This is a genomic window from Salipiger sp. 1_MG-2023 (genome assembly GCF_030547555.1).
Taxonomy (GTDB): Bacteria; Pseudomonadota; Alphaproteobacteria; order Rhodobacterales; family Rhodobacteraceae; genus Salipiger.
On the sequence record NZ_JAUOQN010000094.1, the window covers coordinates 1 to 9,112 of the forward strand.

15 protein-coding genes are annotated in these 9,112 nt (G+C 60.9%); 2 read left to right on the forward strand and 13 right to left on the reverse strand.

Annotated features, from left to right (window positions below; genetic code table 11):
- Positions 1–304: 304 nt before the first annotated feature.
- Complete coding sequence (gene doeA / locus Q4543_RS22995) at positions 305–1,501, reverse strand: ectoine hydrolase DoeA (RefSeq protein WP_303442201.1); 1,197 nt, start codon at positions 1,499–1,501, stop codon at positions 305–307.
- 122 nt (positions 1,502–1,623) lie between these two features.
- Positions 1,624–2,244: a TIGR02466 family protein gene (locus Q4543_RS23000; RefSeq protein ID WP_303442203.1), complete on the reverse strand. Its 621-nt coding sequence runs from the start codon at positions 2,242–2,244 to the stop codon at positions 1,624–1,626.
- A 90-nt stretch (positions 2,245–2,334) separates the two neighbouring features.
- Here Q4543_RS23000 and Q4543_RS23005 point away from each other — a divergent pair, with 90 nt between their 5' ends.
- Complete coding sequence (locus Q4543_RS23005; protein ID WP_303442205.1) at positions 2,335–3,090, forward strand: hypothetical protein; 756 nt, start codon at positions 2,335–2,337, stop codon at positions 3,088–3,090.
- Here the strand turns inward: Q4543_RS23005 and Q4543_RS23010 are convergent.
- The 6 genes from Q4543_RS23010 to rplB all read right to left on the reverse strand — a co-directional run bounded on the left by Q4543_RS23010 (position 3,087) and on the right by rplB (position 5,970).
- Positions 3,087–3,251, reverse strand: a complete 165-nt coding sequence (locus Q4543_RS23010) for a hypothetical protein (protein WP_303442207.1) — start codon at positions 3,249–3,251, stop codon at positions 3,087–3,089. The two genes, Q4543_RS23005 and Q4543_RS23010, sit on opposite strands and share 4 nt — an antisense overlap.
- Positions 3,252–3,325: 74 nt before the next feature.
- Positions 3,326–3,739 (reverse strand): 50S ribosomal protein L16, encoded by a 414-nt coding sequence (rplP, locus tag Q4543_RS23015; protein WP_216004496.1) that lies wholly within the window; start codon positions 3,737–3,739, stop codon positions 3,326–3,328.
- Between the two features lie 12 nt (positions 3,740–3,751).
- Positions 3,752–4,462 carry a 30S ribosomal protein S3 gene (gene rpsC / locus Q4543_RS23020; protein ID WP_216004495.1) on the reverse strand — a complete coding sequence of 237 codons (711 nt, stop codon included), beginning with the start codon at positions 4,460–4,462 and terminating at the stop codon, positions 3,752–3,754.
- Positions 4,462–4,842, reverse strand: coding sequence for a 50S ribosomal protein L22 (rplV, locus tag Q4543_RS23025; RefSeq protein WP_216004494.1), 381 nt, complete (start codon positions 4,840–4,842; stop codon positions 4,462–4,464). Before rplV ends, rpsC begins: the two co-directional genes overlap by 1 nt.
- A 3-nt stretch (positions 4,843–4,845) precedes the next feature.
- The gene (rpsS, locus tag Q4543_RS23030) at positions 4,846–5,124 is read right to left on the reverse strand and encodes a 30S ribosomal protein S19 (protein WP_008883583.1); all 279 of its coding nucleotides are present in this window, start codon (positions 5,122–5,124) and stop codon (positions 4,846–4,848) included.
- A gap of 3 nt (positions 5,125–5,127) precedes the next feature.
- On the reverse strand, positions 5,128–5,970 hold the full coding sequence (gene rplB / locus Q4543_RS23035; RefSeq protein WP_216004493.1) for a 50S ribosomal protein L2: 843 nt from the start codon (positions 5,968–5,970) through the stop codon (positions 5,128–5,130).
- Positions 5,971–6,261: 291 nt separating this feature from the next.
- Here rplB and Q4543_RS23040 point away from each other — a divergent pair, with 291 nt between their 5' ends.
- Positions 6,262–6,786 carry a hypothetical protein gene (locus Q4543_RS23040; protein WP_303442212.1) on the forward strand — a complete coding sequence of 175 codons (525 nt, stop codon included), beginning with the start codon at positions 6,262–6,264 and terminating at the stop codon, positions 6,784–6,786.
- 57 nt (positions 6,787–6,843) lie between these two features.
- Here the strand turns inward: Q4543_RS23040 and Q4543_RS23045 are convergent, their stop codons facing one another.
- The 5 genes from Q4543_RS23045 to Q4543_RS23065 form a co-directional block, all read right to left on the reverse strand.
- Entirely contained in the window at positions 6,844–7,140 is a 297-nt protein-coding gene (locus tag Q4543_RS23045) for a 50S ribosomal protein L23 (RefSeq protein ID WP_216004491.1), read from the reverse strand.
- A complete protein-coding gene (rplD, locus tag Q4543_RS23050) occupies positions 7,137–7,754 on the reverse strand; it encodes a 50S ribosomal protein L4 (protein WP_216004490.1) in 618 nt (205 codons plus the stop codon). The genes Q4543_RS23045 and rplD overlap by 4 nt, the downstream gene beginning before the upstream one ends.
- Positions 7,751–8,473, reverse strand: coding sequence for a 50S ribosomal protein L3 (gene rplC, locus Q4543_RS23055; RefSeq protein WP_216004489.1), 723 nt, complete (start codon positions 8,471–8,473; stop codon positions 7,751–7,753). Before rplC ends, rplD begins: the two co-directional genes overlap by 4 nt.
- Before the next feature lie 12 nt (positions 8,474–8,485).
- Positions 8,486–8,791 (reverse strand): 30S ribosomal protein S10, encoded by a 306-nt coding sequence (gene rpsJ, locus Q4543_RS23060; protein WP_017467315.1) that lies wholly within the window; start codon positions 8,789–8,791, stop codon positions 8,486–8,488.
- Between the two features lie 225 nt (positions 8,792–9,016).
- The coding region (locus Q4543_RS23065; RefSeq protein ID WP_303441612.1) for a hypothetical protein at positions 9,017–9,112 on the reverse strand (96 nt) is incomplete at its 5' end.

A 9,112-nucleotide genomic window follows, 5' to 3' on the forward strand; every position in this document is an offset into this window, starting at 1 on the left:
CCGCCACCTCGTCCCGTCCGCCCCGTCCAGCGACCCGACCCGCGCCTCAGCGCCGCCGGTGAAGGGGCTTTTACGGTTACACCAACATACCCGCAAGCAGAAATTTAGGAATTCGGCATCTTTTCCCGAATTCAGGCTCTATTCTATTGATATCATTCTATTACTTTAGCTCAAAAGCCAGCACTCCCCCGCGCCCTTCCCCTCGACGAACAGACCGATCCGGCACATCGCAGCGATGTGCACAGGCTTATCCACAGACACACCCGACTCGAAAAGGGCGAGGCCATCGGCCCCGCCCTTCGATTCAGTCCTTCACCAGCATTTTTCGCGGCATATCGCAGAAGATTTCCGGGGCGCCATCGGTAATCGCGATAGATTCGGTGGTCTCGTAACCCCAGTCCTCCATCCAGAGCCCCGTCATGAAGTGAAATGTCATGCCCGGCTTCAGCTCTGTCCGGTCCCCCCGGCGCAGTGACATGGTGCGCTCACCCCAGTCGGGCGGATAGCTCAGGCCGATGGAATAGCCGCAGCGGTTGTCCTTGACGATCCCGCGCTTTTCGAGCGACCGGAAGAACGCGTCGGCAATGTCATGACAGGTGTTCCCGGCGCGCGCAGACTCGAGCCCCGCGTCCATGCCTTCGAGCACCGCCGCCTCGGCGTCCAGCATCTCTTGTGGCGGCTTGCCAAGAAAGATCGTGCGCGACAGCGGCACGTGGTAGCGCTGATAGCAGCCAGCGATTTCGAAGAACGTGCCTTCGTCCGGCTTCATCGGCAGATCGTCCCATGTCAGGTGCGGCGCGGCGGCATCCGGGCCCGAGGGCAACAGTGGGACGATTGCCGGGTAATCACCGCCATGCCCGTACCATTCATCATAACGCAGACCGGCATCGTATATCTCGGCGACGAGATCGCATTTGCGTACACCGACATCGACCTTTTGCGCGATACGATGGTGCATCCGCTCGACGATGCGCGCCGCCTGGCGCATGTAATCGAGCTCCTTGGCGGATTTCACCGAGCGATGCCAGTTGATGAATCCGGTCGCATCGGCGAAGCGCGCGTTCGGCAAGCCATGCTGAAGCCGCTCATAGGCGCGGGCCGAGAACCAGTAATTGTCCATTTCGACGCCGATGGTGCCCTTGTGCCAGCCCATATCGGTGAGCTTGCTGCAAAGGTACTCCATCGGATGGCGTTCGGTCGATTGCACGTAATGATCGGGATAGCCGATCACATATTCCTCGGTCATCCAGACCGTCCGGTAAGCGCCATTGGCGTCCTGGCCACGACCAAACCAGATCGGCGGGCCAGAGGGGCCGACCAGCACGCATTGATGAACATAGAACGACCATCCACCATAGCCCGCAACCCAGGCCATGTTGGAGGGATCGCTCAGGATCAGCAGGTCGATCCCCTTGCGCGCCATGTCGGCGCGGATCTTGACGAGGCGCTCCTCGTATTCCTCCGTGGTGTAACGCTCTGGAGTTCGTTGAAGGTCAGGCACTTGCGCTCCTCGATCATATTGTTCGGGGCAGGCTGCGGCTCTGGCCTCGGCTGCGGCCGCGCCCGCCTGTCGCTCAGAGCTTCTGCCGCGTCAGCCGCATTGTCCAGCCCTCGACCGGCCGCTCAGTCCCACTTGTAATTGAAACTGACCGAGATTCGCTCTTCTTCGGACATGTTCGGCGGCACCTCGTGGCGTAGCCAACTTTCCCAGAGCAGCACATCGCCCACCTTCGGGGATTCATAGATAAACGTCTTCAGCTCTTCGCGGCAGCCTTTGCGACGCGCAGGCGCGGCCATCATGAATCCCAGACGCGGATCTTCGAGCTTCAGCGCAGAGGTTCCTTCGGGCATCGACACATAGGTGGTGCCCGAGATCACCGAATGTGGATGGATGTGCGAGGCATGGGTGCCGCCTTCGGGCAGGATGTTGATCCAGATGTCTTCGACCACCAGCTTGCGCTCGCCCAGATCGAATTCAAGATCTTCGGCGAAGGCGGCGACATGCTTGTCGAGCGCCTCGATCAGCGCGGCGAAAATCGGGAAACGCCACGGCAAATCGGTCAGCGAGGCATAGGACGTATAGCCCGGATAGCCGTTGTCGTCGCACCACTCCTGCCCGGCCTCATCGTCTTCGGCAATGGACCAGCAAGACGAGGCCAGCTCGTCGGTGTCGATCAGCGGCTCCTGCTCTGACAGCGGGGCACGGTATAGGCGGGTCGCAAACAGCGAACGGATCTGGGTCATGGCGCGAGTCTTACTGCGACTCGGAAGGCAAGGGAATCTCAACCTCTCACTGCGATGGTGCTCCGCGAAGAAATCACCACCGGAGTCAGAATGACCCAGCTGCGACTCGCCGCCCTGTTCCTGTGCCTGCTTGGCTGTCCCGCCCTCGCCGCCGCGCCGCTGATTGGCATCGGGCCAGCCCAGCCATTGTTGCAGCAGGGCAAGGCGCTGATCACCTCGCGCGACGGCGCAGCGACGGGCGGCCCGAGCCTGTTCGCCGGGCGTCAAGGCGGCAGCCTGTTCGAACATGTCGTGCGGCTGTATCAGGACGGCGATGCGCTGGATCAGGAAAACCATGCCTCAGAGCCCCCCCTGCCCGACCTGCAAACCAGCAAGGCCGAACGCGTGCGCCATATCATCGCCCGCGCCGAAGCAGGCCGCGCCGGGTATGACGCGGTGAACCATGGCGCGCGGGTCAAGCCACCAAAGAAGCCCACCGCGATGACCGTCGAAGAAATTTATCGCTGGATCAAGGCGACTCCGGGGCAGCCCCATGCCATCGGGCGCTACCAGTTCATACCGTCGACCCTGAAGAGTCTGGTGGCGCGGGCGGGCATTGACCGAAGCCACAGATTCAGCCCCGAAATCCAAGACCGGCTTGCCGACCTCTTGCTGCTCGACGCAGGGTTCGACGATATCGAACAGGGCGAGATCAGTCGTCTGGCCTTCATGAACAATCTAGCCAAGATCTGGGCCGGATTGCCGAATTCTACCGGGAAAAGCCACTACCACGGCTATGCGGGCAACCGTGCCACGATGACCTGGGCGCGATTCGATCAAGAGATGGCCCCGATCTTTCCCCGTTAACGCGGCGCGGGCACCACGCAGATCGGACGATTGCCGGCGATCTGGCCACCCCCCATTTCAATGCAAAGATCCTTGTAGACGAAGCGCTCATAGATCCGGCCACCCGCGAATCCGGCGCAAAGCGCGACAATCAGCACGATTCGCCTGAACAACCAGAACATCTGGGTCCTCCAAAAGCAAAGGCCCCCGCCAAAGCGGGGGCCCTGTTTTCCGTCCGGCAAGAGCCGGGCGAAGCTTACCAGTCCTCGCGGACGACCACGCGGGTCTTGATCGGCAGCTTCATCGCGGCAAGGCGCAGCGCCTCGCGTGCGGTTTCTTCATCGACACCGTCGAGTTCGAACATCACGCGGCCGGGCTTGACCTTGCAGGCCCAGAAATCGACGGAGCCCTTACCCTTACCCATCCGGACTTCGGTGGGCTTGGAGGTCACCGGGGTGTCCGGGAAGATACGGATCCAGACGCGACCCTGACGCTTCATATGACGCGTCATGGCACGACGGGCGGCTTCGATTTGCCGAGCAGTAACCCGCTCGGGCTGAAGCGCCTTGAGGCCGTAATGGCCGAAGTTCAGATCGGAACCGCCCTTGGCCTCACCCTTGATGCGGCCCTTGAACATCTTCCGGAACTTGGTGCGTTTCGGTTGCAACATGGTTCAGTCTCCTTACCGGCGGCCGCCCATGGCGCCACGCGGAGCCGGACCATCCTGGATTTCCTGCGACTTGCGCTCGCGGGCGGACGGGTCATGCTCCATGATCTCACCCTTGAAGATCCAGACCTTGATGCCGATGATCCCATAGGCGGTCTTGGCTTCAACGGTGCCATAGTCGATGTCGGCACGCAGGGTGTGCAGAGGCACGCGACCTTCACGGTACCATTCGGTCCGGGCGATCTCGGCGCCGCCAAGGCGGCCCGCGACGTTGACCCGGATACCCTGTGCACCCATACGCATCGCGCTTTGCACCGCGCGCTTCATGGCACGACGGAACGACACACGACGCTCGAGCTGCTGGGCGATGTTCTCGCCGACCAGTCGTGCGTCCAGCTCGGGCTTGCGAACCTCGACGATGTTGAGGTGCAGTTCCGAGTCGGTCATCTTTGCAAGCTTTTTACGCAGAACTTCGATGTCCGCGCCCTTCTTGCCGATGATGACGCCGGGGCGTGCGGTGTGAATGGTCACGCGGCACTTCTTGTGCGGACGCTCGATGATGACACGGGCGATGCCAGCGGCCTTGCACTCTTCGTGGATGAAATCGCGGATCGCGATATCCTCGAGAAGCAGGTCACCATAGTCCTTAGTGTCAGCGTACCAGCGGCTGTCCCAGGTCCGGTTGACCTGAAGACGCATGCCGATCGGATTGGTTTTATTCCCCATCAGGCTTGCTCCTCGATCTGACGGACCTTGATGGTGATCTCCGAGAACGGCTTGTTGATGCGGCCAAAACGGCCACGTGCCCGCGGACGGCCACGCTTCATCACCAGGTTCTTGCCCACATAGGCCTCGGCGACGACCAGTTCGTCGACGTCAAGGTTGTGGTTGTTCTCGGCGTTCGCGATTGCGGACTGAAGGCACTTCTTCACGTCCACGGCGATCCGCTTTTTCGAGAAGGTCAGGTCCGTGAGGGCCCGTTCCACCTTCTTGCCACGGATCAGCGCGGCCACCAGGTTCAGCTTCTGCGGCGAGGTGCGCAGCATGCGCAGCTTCGCCATTGCCTCGTTGTCCGCCACGCGGCGGGGATTCTTATCCTTGCCCATGGCTTACTTCCTCTTGGCTTTCTTGTCGGCTGCGTGACCATAGTAGGTCCGGGTCGGCGCGTACTCGCCGAACTTCTGGCCGATCATGTCTTCGGACACGTTCACCGGAACGTGCTTCTGGCCGTTGTAGACGCCGAACGTCAGACCGACGAACTGCGGCAGGATCGTCGAACGACGGGACCAGATCTTGATGACTTCGTTCTTGCCGCTTTCGCGAACCTTCTCGGCCTTTTTCAGGACGTAGGCGTCGACGAACGGGCCTTTCCAAACAGAGCGCGACATAAATTACCGCCCTTTCTTCTTGGCGTGGCGCGAGCGGATGATCAGCTTTTGCGATGCCTTGTTGGGATTGCGGGTGCGCTTGCCCTTGGTCGGCTTGCCCCACGGGGTCACCGGGTGACGGCCGCCAGAGGTCCGACCTTCACCACCACCATGCGGGTGGTCGATCGGGTTCATGACGACACCACGGACGCTCGGACGCTTGCCATAGTGGCGGTTACGACCGGCTTTACCGAGGTTCTGGTTGCTGTTGTCGGGGTTCGACACGGCACCGACGGTGGCCATGCATTCCTGACGAACCATGCGCAGTTCACCCGAGGACAGGCGAATCTGAGCGTAGCCGCCATCGCGACCGACGAACTGGGCATAGGTACCAGCGGCGCGTGCGATCTGACCGCCCTTGCCGGCTTTCAGCTCGATGTTGTGGACGATCGTGCCGATCGGCAGGCCCGAGAACGGCATTGCGTTGCCCGGCTTGATGTCCGCCTTCGCGCTGGCCACGATCTTGTCGCCGATGGCGAGACGCTGTGGCGCGAGGATATAGGCCTGCTCGCCGTCATCATACTGGATGAGCGCGATGAAGGCCGTGCGGTTGGGGTCATATTCGATGCGAACGACGATGCCGTTCACGTCCAACTTGGCCCGCTTGAAATCGACGATCCGGTAGAGACGCTTTGCGCCACCGCCGCGGCGGCGTGACGTGATCCGTCCGGTGTTGTTCCGGCCACCCGATTTTGTCAGACCCTCGGTGAGGGCCTTGACGGGGCGTCCTTTATACAGCTCCGAACGGTCGATCAGCACCAGCCCGCGCTGGCCCGGCGTCGTCGGCTTATACGACTTGAGTGCCATGCTTTCTGTCTTCCGTTAGCAGACGGTCGGGTTGCCCCGACCTATGTGTTAGCCCCCTCGCCCCTCATGGGAGCCGCAGGTGGCCGGTGGTCTAGGCCCCCGAAGGTGCCCGGTTCGATACCCTCGGGACGGACCCCTGAGGCAAAACGCGAAGCCCCGGACGAATCCGGGGCCGTAGCGGATGGGGACCTATAGAAGCGCGTTGAAGGGTAGTCAAGCCCGGCGCGGTTTCGCATAGTAAGATAAGACTACCGCCCAGACGAAACTGAATTTAGACCACGGATTTAATAGATGCGCCTTAAAAGGATCGTCGAACTATACAAAGACTACATCTGTTTTGAGCGCAGCGATCAAGCTGCTGGTATCCCGTTCATATTTCACTTCGTCACCGCCTATCGCGAGCACAACAGCCCTGAAATTCTTGACCGACTTCTTACATTCCACGACGGCGCAGATCGGGATGACATCAAAGAAATCGTCCTGTTTCTCACATTGAGTGAATTCTCTCAGGGCCGCTTCAAGTTTCGAAAACTCAAGCCAAAGGACAAAGCGCGCTACGAAGAGCCTCCGCTTCTACCAAGCTTTCAAGGCCTTACGTACCGCCACTTGCGGCAGATCATTGAGGACGGAAGCTATCACGCTGAATACCTGCGACGTACCGAGCGCGCCGAGCAAAAGCGAAAGGCCGAACTTCGATCTGCTGAAGATGCAATCGAAAGAGATAGGCGTAAGCTACGGACCAACTACTCAGGTCCAATCGGGAACAGTGTTCGCACAGTCTCCGGAGGCCTCCCCTCTCTCGGCAAAAAACGATAGGTAAAAAAGAGGCCCCCGCATCACTGCGAGGGCCTCCTTATAATCATGTAACTCGGATCAAAGACCGGTCGATACGTCGATCGTGTTGCCCTCTTCGAGGGTCACATAGGCCTTTTTCACGTCATTCCGGCGGCCCATCTGGCCACGGAAACGCTTGACCTTGCCCTTGGTGATGGTCGTGTTCACGGCCTTCACCTTGACGTCAAAGAGCGCCTCGATGGCTTCCTTGACCTGGGGCTTCGTCGCGTCGATCGCCACCTGGAAGACCACGGCGTTGTTTTCCGACGCCATGGTGGATTTCTCGGTGATGATCGGCTTGCGGATCACGTCGTAATGTTCGGGCTTCGCACTCATTTCAGTCGAGCCTCCAGAGCTTCGACACCCGCCTTGGTGAGCACGAGCGTGTCACGCTTCAGGATGTCATACACGTTGGCGCCCATGCTGGGCAGCACGTCCAGACCGTCGATGTTGGCAGCGGCGAGCATGAAGTTCTCGTTCACCGATGCGCCGTCGATGATCAGCGCGCGCTTCCAGCCGAGGTTCTTCACCTGGGCAGCGAGGGCCTTAGTCTTGGCTTCCGACGACGCGTTATCGATGATGATAAGCGAGCCGGCCTTTGCCTTGGCCGAAAGGGCCATCTTCAGACCCAGAGCACGGACCTTCTTGGGCAGGTCATGGGCGTGCGACCGCGGGGTCGGGCCCTTGTAGATGCCACCCTTGCGGAAGATCGTCGCCTTGCGCGAACCGTGGCGTGCGCCGCCGGTGCCCTTCTGGCGATAGATCTTCTTGGTCGAGTACGACACTTCCGAGCGGGTCTTGACCTTGTGGGTGCCGGCCTGCGCCTTGTTGCGCTGCCAACGGACCACACGGTGCAGGATGTCGGCGCGCGGCTCGAGATCGAAGATCGCGTCCGTCAGCTCGACTTCGCCCGCGGCGGAACCGTCGAGGTTGATCACGTCGAGTTTCATTCGTCGCCTTCCTTCTGCTCGGCCTCAGCTGCGGGTGCAGCGGCGGATTTCAGAGCTGCCGGCAGAACCGCGTTCTCGGGGAACGGCTTCTTGACGGCATCCTTGATGGTGACCCAGCCACCCTTCGACCCCGGGACCGCGCCCTTGATCATGATGACGCCGCGATCCGCGTCGGTCTTCACGACCTGCAGGTTCTGGGTGGTGACGCGCACGGCACCCATGTGACCGGCCATCTTCTTGCCTTTGAACACCTTGCCGGGGTTCTGACACTGACCGGTCGAGCCGTGCGAGCGGTGCGAAATCGACACACCGTGCGACGCGCGAAGACCGCCGAAGTTGTGACGCTTCATGCCACCGGCAAAGCCTTTACCGATGGAGGTGCCGGACACGTCCACGAACTGGCCTTCAAAGTAATGATCCGCGGTGATTTCCTCACCGACATTGATCAGGTTCTCAGCGTCGACGCGGAATTCCGCGATCTTCCGCTTGGGCTCGACCTTGGCGATGGCGAAATGGCCGCGCATTGCCTTGCTGGTGTTCTTGGCCTTTGCCGAACCGGCGCCGAGCTGAACGGCAGTGTAGCCATCCTTGTCGGAGGTACGGTTGGCAACGACCTGAAGGCCGTCGAGCTGAAGGACGGTCACAGGGATCTGCTTGCCGTCTTCCATGAACAGTCGGGTCATGCCGACCTTCTTCGCGATGATTCCAGAGCGCAACATCAATAGCTCTCCTTACACCTTGATCTCGACATCCACGCCGGCGGCGAGGTCGAGCTTCATCAGCGCGTCCACCGTCTGCGGGGTCGGATCGACGATATCCAGGAGCCGCTTGTGGGTGCGGATCTCGAACTGGTCGCGGGATTTCTTGTTCACGTGCGGACCACGCAGAACGGTGAATTTTTCGATCTTGTTCGGCAGCGGGATCGGGCCGCGGACCTGCGCGCCGGTACGCTTGGCAGTGTTGACGATTTCCTGCGTGCTGGCGTCGAGCACGCGGTAATCGAACGCCTTGAGCCGGATACGGATGTTCTGGTTCATCGAACAGTCCTATTTTTGGCGTTGAGGTTGAGAGGAGGAGGCAGGACCATCCGGACCCCTCTTCGAACCCTGGCGGAGGCGATGCCCCCTTAAAGCAGACGGGTGCCGAAGCACCCGTCCGAATTCCTTGCAGGCGCGCCGGATAGTCTGGCGCGCCCCGCGAGTCAAGCCCCTTTGGAGGCATGACGGATCAGCGCCTCGCCCCGAGGGGCGAGGCATCTGAATTTACGCGAGGATTTTCGAGACGACGCCCGACCCGACGGTGCGGCCGCCTTCGCGGATGGCGAAGCGCAGGCCGTCTTCCATGGCGATCGGTGCGAT

Bases quoted from the DNA above. Each gene is read 5' to 3' on its own strand.
- Q4543_RS23000 (WP_303442203.1), bottom strand. From the start codon at position 2,244: ATGACCCAGATCCGTTCGCTGTTTGCGACCCGCCTATACCGTGCCCCG.
- Q4543_RS23005 (WP_303442205.1), top strand. From the start codon at position 2,335: ATGACCCAGCTGCGACTCGCCGCCCTGTTCCTGTGCCTGCTTGGCTGT.
- Q4543_RS23010 (WP_303442207.1), bottom strand. From the start codon at position 3,251: ATGTTCTGGTTGTTCAGGCGAATCGTGCTGATTGTCGCGCTTTGCGCC.
- rplP (WP_216004496.1), bottom strand. From the start codon at position 3,739: ATGTTGCAACCGAAACGCACCAAGTTCCGGAAGATGTTCAAGGGCCGC.
- rpsC (WP_216004495.1), bottom strand. From the start codon at position 4,462: ATGGGGAATAAAACCAATCCGATCGGCATGCGTCTTCAGGTCAACCGG.
- rplV (WP_216004494.1), bottom strand. From the start codon at position 4,842: ATGGGCAAGGATAAGAATCCCCGCCGCGTGGCGGACAACGAGGCAATG.
- rpsS (WP_008883583.1), bottom strand. From the start codon at position 5,124: ATGTCGCGCTCTGTTTGGAAAGGCCCGTTCGTCGACGCCTACGTCCTG.
- rplB (WP_216004493.1), bottom strand. From the start codon at position 5,970: ATGGCACTCAAGTCGTATAAGCCGACGACGCCGGGCCAGCGCGGGCTG.
- Q4543_RS23040 (WP_303442212.1), top strand. From the start codon at position 6,262: ATGCGCCTTAAAAGGATCGTCGAACTATACAAAGACTACATCTGTTTT.
- Q4543_RS23045 (WP_216004491.1), bottom strand. From the start codon at position 7,140: ATGAGTGCGAAGCCCGAACATTACGACGTGATCCGCAAGCCGATCATC.
- rplD (WP_216004490.1), bottom strand. From the start codon at position 7,754: ATGAAACTCGACGTGATCAACCTCGACGGTTCCGCCGCGGGCGAAGTC.
- rplC (WP_216004489.1), bottom strand. From the start codon at position 8,473: ATGTTGCGCTCTGGAATCATCGCGAAGAAGGTCGGCATGACCCGACTG.
- rpsJ (WP_017467315.1), bottom strand. From the start codon at position 8,791: ATGAACCAGAACATCCGTATCCGGCTCAAGGCGTTCGATTACCGCGTG.